Genomic DNA, 13,233 nt, shown 5'->3' with positions numbered 1-13,233 from the left:
GGACCCCGGTGCCGACGCGCATCGAGCCGGACGCCGACGTCGTACGCCGTCTCGGCGCGATCGCCCTCGGCCTGCCCGAGACCCGGGAGGAGGACGCGTGGACCGGCGTCCGCTGGCGGGTGCGCCAGCAGACCTTCGCCCACGTGATGGTGGCCCAGCCCGGCTACGAGTCGTCCTACCGCGACCTCACCGGCGACGCGGCCGTCCGCACGGTCCTCACCTTCCACGCGGCCGGTGACGAGCTGCTCGCCCTGACCCACGCCGGCGCCCCGTTCTACAAGCCACCCTGGTCACCGAGCGTGGTCGGGATGGTGCTCGACGAGACGACCGACTGGACCGAGGTCACCGAGCTGGTGACCGAGTCCTACCGCCTGCGGGCCCCGCTGAAGCTCGTGCGAGCCCTGGACGGGCGCGGGTGACCCGCGACTGCAGGAAGCTGCAGCGTCGCCCCGCGGGTGACCCCACGCGATAAGGTCGCCCTTCAGGCCACTCGGGAGGCACCATGATCGTCTGGATCGTCGTCGGGATCGCCGTGGTGGCTGTCGGCCTGTGGGCGTTCTGGCCGCGCCGGCGCGGGATCGTGGACGGCCAGGTCCAGTCAGTGCGCAGCCGGACCCAGGGCGACGTCGAGAACTACGACAACCCGTTCGGTCCCGCCGGTCCGCTCTGATCCGGCTGCTCAGTCCCCGTCGATCGCGTGCTCGGCGGCCGCCTTCCGGGCGGAGTCGCGGATCTCGAAGATCTCGGTGGCGAAGCCGCCGACGGCGCCGGCGACGTCCCGGACGGCGCCGGTGACGATCGTGGCCACCTGACCGACCATCCCGGCCGCGGCCTGCACGGCGTCCTGCACGGCGTCCTTGCGGATCTCGGCACGACTGAGGTGGTCCTTCATGGCGTCCATCCTCAGGCCGCGACCGGCTCCGCCACAACGTGCCCCTCGCCACGCGGGCGCGGCGGGAGCGCGAGCCGCACGATCTTGCGGGCCACGCTGCCCAGCTGACGGCGAAGCGGACCGGTGTTGTACTCCAGGCCGTAGCGCGCGCAGATCTCACGGACCTTGTCCGCGATCTCGGGGTAGCGCCGCGCCGGGAGGTCGGGGAAGAGGTGATGCTCGATCTGGTGCGAGAGGTTGCCGGTCATCACGTGGAAGAGGCGCCCACCGGTGATGTTCGCCGAGCCGAGGAGCTGGCGCAGGTACCACTGGCCGCGCGTCTCGTCCTCGCACTCCTCCTGGCTGAACGTCGCGACGCCGGCCGGGAAGTGGCCGCAGAAGATGATGTTGAACGCCCAGACGTTGCGGACCAGGTTGGCGGTCGCGTTGCCGGCCAGGGTGAGCGGGAACAGCGGCCCGGTGAGCGCCGGGAAGAGCACGTAGTCCTTGAGCGCCTGCCGCCTGACCTTGCGCATGATCCCGGCGTGGAGCGCCCTGTTGTCCGACATCTTCCGGCGGCCGGCGACGATGTTCTCGACCTCGAGGTCGTGCATCGCCACCCCCCACTCGAAGAAGACCATCAACAAGAACGCATAGAGCGGGTTGCCGAGGTAGTAGGGATGCCACGGCTGGTCCTCGTCCATCCGCAGGATCCCGTAGCCGATGTCCCGGTCCTTCCCGAGGATGTTCGTGTACGTGTGGTGGAGGTAGTTGTGGCTGTGCTTCCACTGCTCGGACGGGCAGACGTTGTCCCACTCGTACATCCGCGAGCTGAGGGCGGGGTCGCCCATCCAGTCGTACTGCCCGTGCATGACGTTGTGGCCGATCTCCATGTTGTCGAGGATCTTGGCGACCGAGAGCGTCGCGACCGCGAGCGGCCAGGCGGGCGGCAGGTAGAAGAGCAGGCGGCCCGCGACCTCGAGGCCGTTCTTCGCCCGCACGACCGTGCGGATGTACGCCGCGTCGTCCTCGCCGAGGTCGTCGAGGATGCGGCGGCGGACGGCGTCGAGCTCCTCGCCGAACGCCTCGAGCTGTTCTGGGGTGAGCTTCATGGTGTCCTCCTCAGAGGTCGACGACGCAGTCGCCGACGGGGGCGTTGACACAGATCTGGATGTCCTCGTCGGGCAGCGCGGACTCGACGCCCGTGACGACGTTGCGGACGGTGCCCTCGGACTTGCGGCTGGTGCAGGACCTGCAGATGCCCATCCGGCAGCCGGACGCGGGCCGCAGGCCGAGCGCCTCGGCCTGCTCGAGCAGCGTGGTGCCGGCGTTGGCCGAGGTCAGCCCGGACCGCCCGAACGTCACCTCGCCGCCGGCGGTGCCCGACGCGGGCCGCGGCGGGCGGAAGTACTCGACGCGCAGCGACTCCGCCCCGGCGTACGCCGCCTGCACGGCCTCGACCAGCGGCGCCGGCCCGCACGCGTAGGTGAGCACGTCGCGGTGGCCGGGCACGAGCCGCTCGAGGTACGCCGGCGACAGGTTCGGGTCGCCGAGCTCGGGGTGCAGCAGGTGCACGTCGGTGCCGTGGCCGGACCGGCGGATCTCGTCGAGCTCCGCCGCGAAGATCTGGTGGTCCGGGCTCTGCGCGTAGTGCAGGAACGTGATCCGGCCGCGGTGCGTGCGGCGGTGCAACGAGCGCAGCATCGACATCACCGGGGTGATGCCGGACCCGCCGCTGATCAGCAGCAGGCGCTCGGGCACGAGGTCCGGGAGGACGAAGTCGCCCGCGGCCTGCGACAGATGCACCACCGTGCCGGGCTGCGCCCGCTCGACGAGGAACCGGCTGACGACTCCTTCGGGGTTGGCGCGCAGGGTGACCGCGAACCGGTCACCGGGTCCCGATTCGGGGCTGGCGACCGAGAACACCCGCGTCGTGCGGCGGGCGCCGTCGACCTCGACGCCGAGTTGGACGTGCTGGCCGGCGCGGTGTCCCCGCCAGGTCGCCGTGGGCTGGAGGGTGATCGTCGCGACCGACGGATGGCCGGGGACGTCGACCTCGCGGTGGACCGAGACGATGCGGGCGCGCACCTCGTGGGCGGCCCACATCGGGTTCAGCTGCTCGAGGTAGCGGTCCACGCCGTGGGGCGAGGTGAGGGCCGCCAGGGCGCGGGACCGCAGCACCCGCTGCATCGTCGGCATGTCCGGCTCCTTCCCGTGGGGTGGGTGGACGGAGTTTCGGTGTACATACGTTCACTGAAAGTGTGCGGGGATACCGGCGGTACGGTCAAGGTCGCGCCGCGGTGACGCGCACCACGCCTCGTGCGCCGTCTAGCCTGGAGCGCATGGCCGAGACGACCGGAGCACCGCTGCGCCGGGCGGAGCGCAAGGAGCGCACCCGGCGGGCCATCCTCGACGCCGCGCTCGAGCTCTCCGACGAGTCGACCCTCGCAGCGGTGTCGCTGCGCCAGGTGGCCAAGCAGGTCGGCATCGTGCCGACGGCCTTCTACCGCCACTTCGACTCCATCGACGCCCTCGGCCTGGCGCTGGTCGACGAGTCGTTCGCCTCGCTGCGCACGATGATCCGCGACATCCGTCGCGGGGAGCCGACGCTGGCCGAGATCGTGGACCGGTCGGTCACGGTGCTCGTCGACCACGTCCACCAGCAGCGAGCGCACTTCCTCTTCATCGCGCGCGAGCGCGCCGCCGGCCCGCCTCGCGTGCGCGAGGCCGTCGGTCAGCAGATCGAGCTGATCGAGCGCGACCTCGCCGCCGACCTGTCCCGCCTGCCCGGCACGGACGTCTGGTCGGCCGAGGACCTGCGGGTGCTCGCCAACCTGATGGTCACCGCGATGGTCGCGACCGCCGAGTCGATCCTCGGGGCCGCCGACCGCCCCGACGTCGAGAAGCAGCTGGTCGAGCAGGCCCGGACCCAGCTGCGGATGGTGCTCGTCGGGGCGCTCAACTGGCGCTCGAAGCCATGACATCGGGATAGTCCCTGACGATCGAGTGGTCGACGGGCCGTCCTGACCACTCGATCGTCAGGGACTATCCCCCCGGACGCACGGTCAGGTCGCTGATCGTGGCGTCGCGCGGCAGGTCGAGCACGTGCAGGATCGCGTCGGCGACGGTCTCCGGGCGGATCCACTGGCCGGGGTCGTACTCCTTGCCCTCCTGGCGGTGCACCTCCTCCTGCATCGGCGTCGCCGTGCGGCCGGGGTAGACCGAGGTGACCCGCAGGTCCGGCTCCTCGGCACGCAGGGCGTCGGCGAGCGCGCGGAGACCGTGCTTGGAGGCGGCGTACGCCGACCAGCCCGGGTGCGCGAAGAGGCCCGCACCCGAGTTGACGAGCACGACCGTGCCCCGGGCTGCGCGGAGGGCGGGCAGCGCGACCCGGGTCAGGGCGGCCGGGGCGACCAGGTTCACGCGCAGCTGGCCGGCCCAGTCGTCGACGGTCAGGTCCGCCACCGGCCCCAGCCGGACGACACCGGCGGCGTGCACGACCGAGTCGAGCCGGTCGGGCAGGGCGAGGGACTCCATCGACTCCGGCCCGGCCAGGTCGGCGACCAGCACCGTCGCACCGTCGTACGTCGTGCGCAGCTCGGCGGCACGCTCCGCCGACCGCGCCAGCAGCACCACCTCGTCGCCGCGGTCCAGCAGCCGGCGGGCGAGGACGGCGCCGATGCCCGAGCCGGCGCCGGTGACCAGGTGGGTCGCGCGGTGCGTCACCGGGTGAACACGATCTTGCCGAACTGCTCGCCCTCCAGCATGGCGGCGAAGCCGTCGCGTGCCTCGGTCATCGGCAGCACCCGGTCGATCAGCGGCCGGACGCCGGTCGCGTCGAGCATGGTCACCAGCGACGCGAGCTCGGACCGGGTGCCCATCGTCGAGCCGACGACGCTGAGCTGGAGGAAGAAGATCCGGGTGAGCTCCGCGTCGTCCAGGTTCGGACCGGACGTGGTGCCGGAGGTGACGAGGCGGCCGCCCGGCCGCAGCGAGCGGACCGAGTGGGACCAGGTGGCGCGACCGACGGTCTCCATGACGGCGTCGACCTTGACCGGCAGCCGGGCGCCGGACTCGAAGACCTCGTGCGCGCCGATCTCGAGCGCCCGCTGCCGCTTCGCCTCGTCCCGGCTGGTCGCCAGCACCCGCAGGCCGGCCGCCCGGGCCAGCATGATGGCGGCGGTGGCGACACCACCCCCGGCGCCCTGGACCAGCACGGTCTCGCCGGCTCTCAGCTCACCTCGGGTGAAGAGCATCCGGTACGCCGTGAGCCAGGCCGTCGGCAGGCACGCGGCCTCCTCGAAGGACAGCGAGGAGGGCTTGGGCACGACGTTCGCGCGCGGGACGGCGACCCGGTCGGCGAAGGTGCCCTGGTGCCGCTCGGAGAGCAGCGAGCGCCGCGGGTCGAAGGTCTCGTCGCCGCTCCAGGCCGGGTCGCTGATCACCGCGTGCACGACGACCTCGTTGCCGTCCTCGTCGAGGCCCGCGGCGTCGCAGCCGAGGATCATCGGCAGCGCCTCCTCACGCAGTCCGACCCCGCGCAACGAGAAGAGGTCGTGGTGGTTGAGCGACGCGGCCTTGACCGTGACGGTCGTCCACCCGTCCGGCACCTCCGGCTCGGGCCGCTCCCCCACCTGCAGGGCGGCGAGCGGGTCGTCCTTCGAGAAGCGGTCGGCGTAGACGGCGAGCATTCCCCGAACGTACCCGGCGACTACCGGCGCGCTACACCGTCACGGCGTGCGGCGTCCGCCACAGCGGCCGCGACCGCGGGCCCCACACGGGGGTCGAACGGCGAGGGGATGACCAGGTCCTCGGCGAGGTCGTCGCCGACCAGGCCGGCGATCGCCTGCGCGGCGGCGAGCTTCATGCCCTCGGTGATCGCACGGGCATGGGCGTCGAACGCGCCCCGGAAGATCCCCGGGAAGGCGAGCACGTTGTTGATCTGGTTGGGGAAGTCCGACCGCCCGGTCGCCACGACCCGAGCGTGCCGGTGGGCGACCTCGGGGTGCACCTCGGGGTTCGGGTTGGCCATCGCGAAGATGATCGCGTCCGCCGCCATCCGCGCGACGTCCTCCTCTGGGACGGTGCCGCCGGAGACGCCGAGGTAGACGTCGGCGCCGTCGAGCGCGTCGGCGAGGCTCCCGGTGCGCCCGGTCTTGTCGGCCGTCATCTCGGCCAGCTCTCGCTTGACCGGGGTGAGGTCGTGGCGCCCGGAGTGCACGACGCCCTTGCGGTCGGTGACCGCGAGGTCCTTGATGCCGGCCTCGAGCAGGATCTTGGCGATCGCGACACCGGCCGCGCCCGCGCCCGAGATCACCACCCGGGTGGTGGCCGCGTCCCGACCGGTGAGCGTGAGCGCGTTCCAGAGAGCCGCGAGCGCGACGACCGCGGTGCCGTGCTGGTCGTCGTGGAAGACCGGGATGTCGAGGCGCTCCTTGAGCCGGTCCTCGATCTCGAAGCACCGCGGCGCCGAGATGTCCTCGAGGTTGATGCCACCGAAGCTCGGCGCCAGCCGGGCGACGGTCTCGATGATCTCCTCGACGTCGGTGGTGTCCAGGCAGACCGGCACGGCGTCCACACCCCCGAACTGCTTGAACAACACCGCCTTGCCCTCCATCACCGGCATCGCGGCGGCGGGCCCGATGTCACCGAGCCCGAGCACCGCGGTGCCGTCGGAGACGACCGCGACGGTGTTGGGCACCCAGGTGTAGTGCTGGGTGAGCGACGGGTCCGCCGCGATCGCCTCGCAGACGCGGGCGACGCCCGGGGTGTAGGCGAGCGAGAGGTCGTCGCGGCCGGCGAGCGGCACGGTCGAGGCGACGGCCATCTTGCCGCCGACGTGGAGGTCGAAGACGGGGTCTCCGGCGTGCGGGTGGGGAGCAGACATCGGCGGGCTTTCCAACGCGGGCGTGACTCGAGACGGGTGAGTGGGTGAGGCTCACGGGGCTCGACGCGCGAGGGGTGGTGCGCGGAACCGTCGTACCTCGGGGTTCTCCCTGCCGTCAGTCTGGCACATCCGCCGCCCGGAGCAGGCGCGGTCGCGGCCAGACGCGACCCACGGTGACCGCGATCACGTCCGCGTCGGCCACGGGGCCGCGGTGCCGGGAGTCGACGCCGGCCGCCGGGTCGTCGCTGGTCAGCCACCAGGCAGGCGCACCGGTGCGCGTCGTACGCCGACCGGCGGCCCGCTTGACCGCGACCGTCCCGTCGGCGAACCGGGCGACCACGACCACCCCGAGCCGCACCGGACGCCGGTAGGACACCAGCAGCCGGTCACCCTCGCGCAGCGTCGGCTCCATGGACCGTCCGCGGACCACCGCGAACCCCCACCGCGGGCCGCGGGGCCGGGTGTCTCCAGGGGTGGAACGGGTACCTCGTCCGGGGTGCGGCACGCGGAGTAGTGTCGCAGCCGACGCCCTCCGGGGCAGACCACAGCCCGAAGACGAGAGGACCCGCATGTCCGCGCGACTGTTCGCACCCACCCTCGAGGTGTCCGCCCACTGCGACCTTCCCTGCGGTGTCTACGACCCCGCCCAGGCCCGGATCGAGGCCGAGTCGATCAAGGCGATCATCGCCAAGGTCGCCGACAACGACGACCCCGACTTCCGCACCCGCGCGATCCTGATCAAGGAGCAGCGCTCCGAGCTGGTCAAGCACCACCTGTGGGTGCTGTGGACCGACTACTTCAAGCCGCCGCACTTCGAGAAGTACCCCCAGCTCCACACGCTGGTCAACGAGGCCACCAAGCTCGCCGGCGCCTCGGGCACCAAGGGCGAGCTCGACGCCGCGAAGGCCGACGAGCTGCTCGCCAAGATCGACGAGATCGCCGAGATCTTCTGGGAGACCAAGAAGGCCTGAGCACGGTCAGTCCCCGCTGACCTGCGCACCAGCGCATCGGACGCCGCCTCGGTCCGCACGGAGCCCCGAACGGGCTCCGCGGAGCGGGGCGGCGTCCGGCACGTCGGGGTCCGGCCCTCGCCACCCTCGCCACCCAAGGGCGCCCTGAGGAGAGGTGGTCGCCCGGCCCCACGACGCGAACGACGAAGAGCGGGTCCCGAGGCCGGGCGCACGCAGCCACCACTGATCGGAGGTCGAGGAATGGTCGCGCGCACTGACAGCGGTCCTCGCCCCCACGCTCGGACCTCGGTCAGCTCGCCCACGGTAGGGACGGCGGGCTGGTGACTGACCGGTAAGTGATCCACCCCACACGCTGCTCGACCAGGGAGACCCACCACACCCGGCCCGCGGCTGGGAGACCACGGGCCGGGCAGCTTGCTGTCCCGCGTCAGGGAGCACCACAGCGGGTGCGGGACATGGTGGCGCCCCGGAGTCGAGGGTTGTGGGTGACTGCCGAGGCGACAGCGAGACGCTAGCCAGGCAGCGCCGGTGACCGGTGGGTAAGCGACTCGGATCACGTTGTTCGACCACGAGCGGAGGCCGCAGACCGCGGGGGCTGGTTGCTAGAGCCGAAGAACGACGGGCGGCGGGGCCGCGACCCCTGGTGCACCCAGCGGAGGTCGAAGGTGAGGCCGAGCTCGCGACGGCTCTCCGCCCCCGGTGTCCCGGGGGTCGAGCTGGGGTCGAGCACTCCCACCGCCGGCCGAGCGCCGTTTAGCGGGGACCGACCGCCGGGTACGACACCCGGAGGCCGGTCCCCGCTACTGTTCGAGGCCCGGGGGCTGTGCCCGACCAGGACAGCAGCCCCGACCACGGCGAGGACGGCGACATGGCATCGATCGGCGCAGGCACGGACGTGACCCCGGGACGGCCCACGAGGAGGGCGGACGTCGAGCTGCGGCTCCCCGCCGACAGCGCGTTCGCCTCGGTGCTGCGGACCACGACGGCCGGCCTGGCGGCGCGGCTGGACTTCCCGATCGACGACATCGAGGACCTGCGGATCGCCGTCGGCGAGGCCAGCGCGATGGTGCTGCCCGAGGCCGCCCCGGGCTCCGACCTGACCTGCCACTTCTTCATGACCCACGCGGCCCTCACGGTCAGCGTCGGCGTCGACGTCGACCACGCGGTCACCCCCGACCTCGACAGCTTCGCCTGGCAGGTGCTGACCACGCTGGCGACCCACGCGACCGCCGAGAACATCGACGGCACGTTCGTCATCACCCTCACCATGGAGTCGGGGCCATCCTGAGATCGGGAGCTGACGTGGCCGCCGAGACCGGCTGGGAGGACCCGGACGACGCCCCGTCCGGCGTCGACGTCACCCGCCGCCGCAGCGCGGAGCTCTTCGTCGTGCTGCGCGACGAGGACTCCTCGGCCGCCGAGCGCGACGAGGCACGCGACGCCCTGGTGCACCTGCACCTGCCCCTGGTGGAGCACTGCGCCCGGCGGTTCCGCAACCGCGGTGAGCCCCTCGAGGACCTCGTCCAGGTCGGCACCATCGGCCTGATCAAGTCCGTCGACCGGTTCGACGCCGAGCGTGGCGTCGAGTTCTCCACCTACGCCACCCCGACGATCATCGGCGAGATCAAGCGCTACTTCCGCGACAAGGGCTGGGCCATCCGCGTCCCGCGCCGGCTGCAGGAGCTGCGCATGCAGATCGGCTCCGCGACCGCCGAGCTCACCCAGTCCCTGGGCAGGTCACCGACCCCGCGCGAGCTCGCCGAGGCCATCGGCGTCTCGGTCGAGGAGATCGTCGAGGGCATCGAGTCCAGCAACGCCTACTCGACGCTCTCGCTCGACGCCAGCGACGACCACGACGACGGCGCGGCCACGATGCTCGACGCGATCGGCGTCGACGACGAGGGGCTCGAGCACGTCGAGATCCGCGAGTCGATCAAGCCGCTGCTCGACCGGCTCGCGCCGCGGGAGAAGAAGATCCTGCTGCTGCGGTTCTTCAAGAACATGACCCAGTCGCAGATCGCCGAGGAGATCGGCGTCTCCCAGATGCACGTCTCCCGCCTGCTCAACCGCACCCTCGAGCAGCTGCGCACCTCGCTGGAGGAGGAGTCGCAGTAGGGCGCTCCTACGAGGCGTCCGGGCCCCGGTCCTGGTCGTGCTCGGCCAGCGCCGCGACGCTGACCGGGGCCAGCAGGCCGACGAGCACCACCGCCGCGACCAGCGCCAGCACCACGGCGACGACGGTCGTGTCCCCGCCGCGGAAGCCCCAGGCGACGCCGAGCTGGATCAGCTGGGCGAGCACGATCGGGCTGCGGGCCCAGGAGCGGCCGTGGCTGACCGCCCAGGCGGCGGCGAGCAGCAGGACGCCGTACGCCGCGAAGAACAGCGCGGTGGTCACGCCCAGCGCGACCCGGTCCCCGGAGGTGCTGACCAGCTCGAGCACCGCGTACCCGACCAGGACCAGGCCCTCGACGGCCACCAGCGAGGCGGCCACCACCAGGGGTGGCGGGACGGTCGGCCGGTGGGTGCTCACGGGTCCGAGCCTAGGGCGCGTGCGTGGGGGGCCGATGGGTACCCCGGGGACGAATGTGACGCCGGTGACGGTGCAAAACCGGCCGAAGGGGTTGTTTAACGGTCCAAGAGTTGCCACCCTGGTGCGGTGCGCTCGTGAACGCGTTCACGTCGTCGTGCCCCAGGCACCGAGCGGCACCGCAGGTCTTGTCGTCCCTGACCTGCACGCGAGCTTTGAGGAAAGAGGGTTCCCCCAGCCATGGATTGGCGCCACCGCTCCGCCTGCCTCGACGAGGACCCGGAGCTGTTCTTCCCGATCGGCAACACCGGTCCGGCCATCCTCCAGATCGAGGAGGCCAAGCAGGTGTGCCGGCGCTGCGAGGTGCGCGAGCAGTGCCTCGCGTGGGCGCTCGAGGCGGGGCAGGACCACGGCGTGTGGGGCGGCCTGAGCGAGGACGAGCGCCGCGCCCTGAAGCGCCGCAGCGCCCGGTCCCGCGTCCGCAGCGCTTGAGACTGGCTGCCGAGGCAGGCGCTCACTCCACCGGCACGTCGATCTCCGCCCGCGTGCCCGGCCCGTGCGGCCGCGGTCCGAGCGTGAGCTGACCGCCGAGCTCGGACTCCACGAGCGTCCGCACGATCGACAGCCCGAGGTTGGTCGACCCGTCGAGGTCGAAGCCCGCGGGCAGGCCCCGACCGTCGTCGTCGACGGTCAGGTGGAGTCGGCCGACGAGCCGGCGCGCGGTGATGACGATCTCACCGGCACCCTCCGCGAGCTCGGCGTCGTAGCCGTGCTCGACGGCGTTCTGCAGCACCTCGGTGAGCACCATGGCCAGCGCCGTGGCCGACTCCGAGGGGAGCACGCCGACGCTCCCCTCGCGCCGGACCCGCACCCGGGCTCCGACCGCACTCACCTCGGTGACCATCCGGGCGAGCGGGTCGAGGATCTCGTCGAAGTCCACCCGCTCGCCCACGGCCTGGCTCAGCGTCTCGTGGACGATGGCGATCGAGCCCACCCGTCGCACCGCCTCCTCGAGCGCGAGCCGGGCGGCCTCGGAGTCCATCCGGCGCGCTTGCAGGCGCAGCAGCGCCGCGACCGTCTGCAGGTTGTTCTTCACCCGGTGGTGGATCTCGCGGATCGTCGCGTCCTTGGTCACCAGCTCCCGGTCGCGGCGGCGCAGGTCGGTGACGTCGCGCACCAGCACCAGCGCCCCGATGTGGTCCCCGCGCGGCCGCAGCGGGATCGACCGCACGATCAGCGACACCCCGTCGGTGCCGATCTCGGTGTCCCGGTGCGCGCGGCCGCCCAGCACGGCGCTGAGGGTCTCCTCGTCGGGACGGCGCCGCGGCGGCACCAGCCGGCGCGTGGTGTCGGCCAGCGGCAGGCCGGTCAGGTCCCCGGAGAGGCCCAGCCGGCGGAAGACCGACAGGGCATTCGGGCTGGCGTAGACGACGCGGCCGGCGGCGTCGACCCGCAGGAACCCGTCGCCCACCCGTGGGGTGTCGGCGTGGTCGCTGCGCTGGCCCGGGGCGGGGAAGAACCCGTGCGCGATCATCTGGGTCAGGTCCGCGGCGGCCTGCAGGTAGGACAGCTCCAGCCTGCTCGGGGTGCGCACCCCGAGCAGGTTCGTGTTCCGCGCGACCACCGCGATGACCCGGCCGCCCCGGCGCACCGGGATCGTCTCCACCCGGACCGGCACGTCGTCGCGCCACTCGGGATCGCCCTCGCGCACGAGCCGGCCCTGCAGGTAGGCCGCGTCGATCAGCGGGCGGCGCCCGGCCGGCACGAAGGTGCCGATCACGTCGTCGACGTACGCCGTCGGCCCGGTCGTCGGCCGCATCTGCCCGGCCGCCCAGAAGCCCTTGCCCTCCCGGTCCGGGAGCCAGAGGACCAGGTCGGCGAAGGACAGGTCGGCGATGATCTGCCAGTCCGCCTGGAGCAGCTGCAGCCACGCGACGTCCTCGTCGTCGAGGTCGGTGTGGCTGCGCACCAGCTCGGTGAGTGACGGCACGTGTCCAGGCTAGGGCGTGTCCGAACGGCCGGACCGTGCGCCCGTCGGTGTGGGACCCGCCACGGCTCCACCGCGGACCGGGCGGACGACTTGCGGATGTCTGGACCACCTCTGCCAAGATGGCTGCCATGTCCGGGTCGTACTGGCAACAGGTGCACGCAACCGGGCTGGCGGTCCCCCAGGACCGTCCCCTCGACGACCTCACCGCCGAGCTCACCCGGATGCTGGGGGACCCGGACCCGGCGCTGCGCGACGGCATCGCCTACCCGACGCTGACCACCTGGATCGACCGCGGCGTCTACGACGACCTGCTGGGCGGACTGGGCGACGGGATGGCGGTGGGCCTGCAGGTGGGGCTCGGCGAGACCGGCACCGACACGGTGTTCCGCCGCAGCTTCTCCGCGCTGGTGCTCGGCGAGTGCATCGCCCGCGACAACGCCCGCCCGCTGCTGGCCAGCGGCAAGATCCTCGAGTGGGGCGACCGGGTCGCGACCTGGCTGCTGCGCGAGCGCGACCTGCGCGCGTTCGTGCCGGCCCGGGGGTGGGCGCACGCGGTCGCGCACGGCGCGGACACCCTGGCCGTGCTCGCGCAGTCGCCGCACCTGGCCCAGCCCGAGCTGACTGTCGTCCTCGACGTGATCGCGGACCGGGTGCTGCTGCCGGTCGACCGCCTGTTCACCAGCGGCGAGCCGGACCGGTTGGCGTTCGCCACCATGAACGTGCTGCGCCGCAACGTGGTGCCGCTGCGGGTGCTCGAGCCCTGGGTGCGCCGGCTCGCCGCGTCGGCGGGCACCCGGTCGTCGTACGACGGTCGCGACCCGTACCTGCTCGGCGGCAACGCCGAGTCGTTCCTGCGCGCCCTCTACTTCCAGCTCGCGATGGGCGGACGGCCACCGCAGGTGCGGTCGGACCTGCTGCTGGTCGTCGTCGACGCGCTGAAAGCGACGAACTCGGCGTTCCTCGCTGCTACGGATGAGTAACATCCGA

17 protein-coding genes are annotated in these 13,233 nt (G+C 72.5%); 8 read left to right on the top strand and 9 right to left on the bottom strand.

The features are described 5' to 3' along the window. Positions 1–8 precede the first annotated feature (8 nt). Together ACILRH_RS09055 and ACILRH_RS09050 are read left to right on the top strand one after the other, a co-directional pair. Positions 9–419, top strand: a complete 411-nt coding sequence (locus ACILRH_RS09055; protein ID WP_395692565.1) for an MmcQ/YjbR family DNA-binding protein — start codon at positions 9–11, stop codon at positions 417–419. Between the two features lie 83 nt (positions 420–502). Further along, positions 503–670, top strand: a complete 168-nt coding sequence (locus tag ACILRH_RS09050) for a hypothetical protein (protein WP_395692564.1) — start codon at positions 503–505, stop codon at positions 668–670. A gap of 9 nt (positions 671–679) precedes the next feature. Here the strand turns inward: ACILRH_RS09050 and ACILRH_RS09045 are convergent, their stop codons facing one another. From ACILRH_RS09045 to ACILRH_RS09035, 3 genes are read right to left on the bottom strand one after another with little or no spacing between them, the layout of a single operon-like run. Continuing rightward, positions 680–892, bottom strand: a complete 213-nt coding sequence (locus ACILRH_RS09045; protein ID WP_395692562.1) for a hypothetical protein — start codon at positions 890–892, stop codon at positions 680–682. 11 nt (positions 893–903) lie between these two features. Beyond that, positions 904–1,983 carry a fatty acid desaturase family protein gene (locus tag ACILRH_RS09040; RefSeq protein ID WP_395692560.1) on the bottom strand — a complete coding sequence of 360 codons (1,080 nt, stop codon included), beginning with the start codon at positions 1,981–1,983 and terminating at the stop codon, positions 904–906. A gap of 10 nt (positions 1,984–1,993) precedes the next feature. After that, complete coding sequence (locus ACILRH_RS09035; RefSeq protein ID WP_395692558.1) at positions 1,994–3,070, bottom strand: ferredoxin reductase; 1,077 nt, start codon at positions 3,068–3,070, stop codon at positions 1,994–1,996. A 143-nt stretch (positions 3,071–3,213) separates the two neighbouring features. On the opposite strand from ACILRH_RS09035, the gene ACILRH_RS09030 reads away from it, so the two are divergent. Next, a complete protein-coding gene (locus ACILRH_RS09030) occupies positions 3,214–3,852 on the top strand; it encodes a TetR family transcriptional regulator (protein ID WP_395692556.1) in 639 nt (212 codons plus the stop codon). A gap of 64 nt (positions 3,853–3,916) precedes the next feature. On the opposite strand, the gene ACILRH_RS09025 is transcribed toward ACILRH_RS09030, so the two are convergent. From ACILRH_RS09025 to ACILRH_RS09010, 4 genes are all read right to left on the bottom strand, one after another. Then, positions 3,917–4,597: an SDR family oxidoreductase gene (locus tag ACILRH_RS09025; RefSeq protein ID WP_395692554.1), complete on the bottom strand. Its 681-nt coding sequence runs from the start codon at positions 4,595–4,597 to the stop codon at positions 3,917–3,919. Next, on the bottom strand, positions 4,594–5,562 hold the full coding sequence (locus tag ACILRH_RS09020; protein ID WP_395692553.1) for a zinc-binding dehydrogenase: 969 nt from the start codon (positions 5,560–5,562) through the stop codon (positions 4,594–4,596). The genes ACILRH_RS09025 and ACILRH_RS09020 overlap by 4 nt, the downstream gene beginning before the upstream one ends. A gap of 20 nt (positions 5,563–5,582) precedes the next feature. Next, the gene (locus tag ACILRH_RS09015) at positions 5,583–6,758 is read right to left on the bottom strand and encodes an NADP-dependent malic enzyme (RefSeq protein WP_395692551.1); all 1,176 of its coding nucleotides are present in this window, start codon (positions 6,756–6,758) and stop codon (positions 5,583–5,585) included. A 115-nt stretch (positions 6,759–6,873) separates the two neighbouring features. Further along, on the bottom strand, positions 6,874–7,188 hold the full coding sequence (locus tag ACILRH_RS09010; RefSeq protein WP_395692549.1) for a S24/S26 family peptidase: 315 nt from the start codon (positions 7,186–7,188) through the stop codon (positions 6,874–6,876). A gap of 139 nt (positions 7,189–7,327) precedes the next feature. On the opposite strand from ACILRH_RS09010, the gene sodN reads away from it, so the two are divergent. From sodN to ACILRH_RS08995, 3 genes are all read left to right on the top strand, one after another. After that, a complete protein-coding gene (sodN, locus tag ACILRH_RS09005) occupies positions 7,328–7,729 on the top strand; it encodes a superoxide dismutase, Ni (RefSeq protein ID WP_395692547.1) in 402 nt (133 codons plus the stop codon). Positions 7,730–8,552: 823 nt separating this feature from the next. Next, on the top strand, positions 8,553–9,017 hold the full coding sequence (locus tag ACILRH_RS09000) for an anti-sigma factor (protein ID WP_395692545.1): 465 nt from the start codon (positions 8,553–8,555) through the stop codon (positions 9,015–9,017). A 14-nt stretch (positions 9,018–9,031) separates the two neighbouring features. Beyond that, the gene (locus ACILRH_RS08995; RefSeq protein ID WP_395692544.1) at positions 9,032–9,844 is read left to right on the top strand and encodes an RNA polymerase sigma factor SigF; all 813 of its coding nucleotides are present in this window, start codon (positions 9,032–9,034) and stop codon (positions 9,842–9,844) included. A gap of 7 nt (positions 9,845–9,851) precedes the next feature. On the opposite strand, the gene ACILRH_RS08990 is transcribed toward ACILRH_RS08995, so the two are convergent. Beyond that, positions 9,852–10,259 carry a hypothetical protein gene (locus ACILRH_RS08990; protein ID WP_395692542.1) on the bottom strand — a complete coding sequence of 136 codons (408 nt, stop codon included), beginning with the start codon at positions 10,257–10,259 and terminating at the stop codon, positions 9,852–9,854. Positions 10,260–10,496: 237 nt separating this feature from the next. On the opposite strand from ACILRH_RS08990, the gene ACILRH_RS08985 reads away from it, so the two are divergent. After that, positions 10,497–10,748, top strand: coding sequence for a WhiB family transcriptional regulator (locus tag ACILRH_RS08985; RefSeq protein WP_395692541.1), 252 nt, complete (start codon positions 10,497–10,499; stop codon positions 10,746–10,748). Positions 10,749–10,770: 22 nt separating this feature from the next. Here the strand turns inward: ACILRH_RS08985 and ACILRH_RS08980 are convergent, their stop codons facing one another. Beyond that, the gene (locus ACILRH_RS08980) at positions 10,771–12,246 is read right to left on the bottom strand and encodes a sensor histidine kinase (protein ID WP_395692539.1); all 1,476 of its coding nucleotides are present in this window, start codon (positions 12,244–12,246) and stop codon (positions 10,771–10,773) included. Positions 12,247–12,374: 128 nt separating this feature from the next. Here ACILRH_RS08980 and ACILRH_RS08975 point away from each other — a divergent pair, with 128 nt between their 5' ends. After that, the gene (locus ACILRH_RS08975; RefSeq protein ID WP_395692538.1) at positions 12,375–13,226 is read left to right on the top strand and encodes a DUF2785 domain-containing protein; all 852 of its coding nucleotides are present in this window, start codon (positions 12,375–12,377) and stop codon (positions 13,224–13,226) included. Positions 13,227–13,233: the final 7 nt, after the last annotated feature.

This window comes from Nocardioides sp. (assembly GCF_044226765.1).
In the GTDB taxonomy this organism is placed as follows: domain Bacteria; phylum Actinomycetota; class Actinomycetes; order Propionibacteriales; family Nocardioidaceae; genus Nocardioides.
Note: the sequence above shows the minus strand (reverse complement) of the source record. Positions and strands in the feature narration are given on the sequence as shown.

Bases quoted from the DNA above. Each gene is read 5' to 3' on its own strand.
- ACILRH_RS09030 (WP_395692556.1), top strand. From the start codon at position 3,214: ATGGCCGAGACGACCGGAGCACCGCTGCGCCGGGCGGAGCGCAAGGAG.
- ACILRH_RS09035 (WP_395692558.1), bottom strand. From the start codon at position 3,070: ATGCCGACGATGCAGCGGGTGCTGCGGTCCCGCGCCCTGGCGGCCCTC.
- sodN (WP_395692547.1), top strand. From the start codon at position 7,328: ATGTCCGCGCGACTGTTCGCACCCACCCTCGAGGTGTCCGCCCACTGC.
- ACILRH_RS08975 (WP_395692538.1), top strand. From the start codon at position 12,375: ATGTCCGGGTCGTACTGGCAACAGGTGCACGCAACCGGGCTGGCGGTC.
- ACILRH_RS09045 (WP_395692562.1), bottom strand. From the start codon at position 892: ATGAAGGACCACCTCAGTCGTGCCGAGATCCGCAAGGACGCCGTGCAG.
- ACILRH_RS08985 (WP_395692541.1), top strand. From the start codon at position 10,497: ATGGATTGGCGCCACCGCTCCGCCTGCCTCGACGAGGACCCGGAGCTG.
- ACILRH_RS09020 (WP_395692553.1), bottom strand. From the start codon at position 5,562: ATGCTCGCCGTCTACGCCGACCGCTTCTCGAAGGACGACCCGCTCGCC.
- ACILRH_RS09040 (WP_395692560.1), bottom strand. From the start codon at position 1,983: ATGAAGCTCACCCCAGAACAGCTCGAGGCGTTCGGCGAGGAGCTCGAC.
- ACILRH_RS09050 (WP_395692564.1), top strand. From the start codon at position 503: ATGATCGTCTGGATCGTCGTCGGGATCGCCGTGGTGGCTGTCGGCCTG.
- ACILRH_RS09015 (WP_395692551.1), bottom strand. From the start codon at position 6,758: ATGTCTGCTCCCCACCCGCACGCCGGAGACCCCGTCTTCGACCTCCAC.